The following is a 414-nucleotide window of genomic DNA, read 5'->3' on the forward strand; positions in this document are numbered from 1 at the left end:
GTACGGGCTGCTGCCGATCGTCCGGAACTCCATCGTCGGACTGCGGGGCGTCGATCCGTCGCTGGTCGACGCGGCGACGGGCATCGGGATGTCGCGGCTGGCGCGGCTGTGCCGGGTGGAGCTGCCGCTCGCCTGGCCGCCGATCCTGACCGGGATCCGGGTCTCCACCCAGATGCTGATGGGCATCGCCGCAATCGCCGCGTACGCCTCCGGGCCCGGCCTCGGCAACGAGATCTTCCGCGGCATCTCGTCGCTGGGCAGCGCCAACGCGATCAACCAGGTCCTCGCGGGCACGCTCGGCATCGTGGTCCTCGCCCTGCTCTTCGACGCCGCGTACGTCCTGCTGGGACGGCTGACCATCCCGAGGGGGATCCGTGCCTGAGACCGAGACCGGCGCTGTCGCTGTGGAGGAAG

At 71.0% G+C, this 414-nt stretch carries 1 pseudogene; it reads left to right on the forward strand.

Going from position 1 to position 414, the window contains the following annotated elements:
* A pseudogene (locus AC0AIB_RS31525) lies at window positions 1-358 on the forward strand (ABC transporter permease); the annotation flags it as partial.
* Window positions 359-414 lie beyond the last annotated feature (56 nt).

Source organism: Micromonospora sp. DSM 43699 (assembly GCF_055517075.1).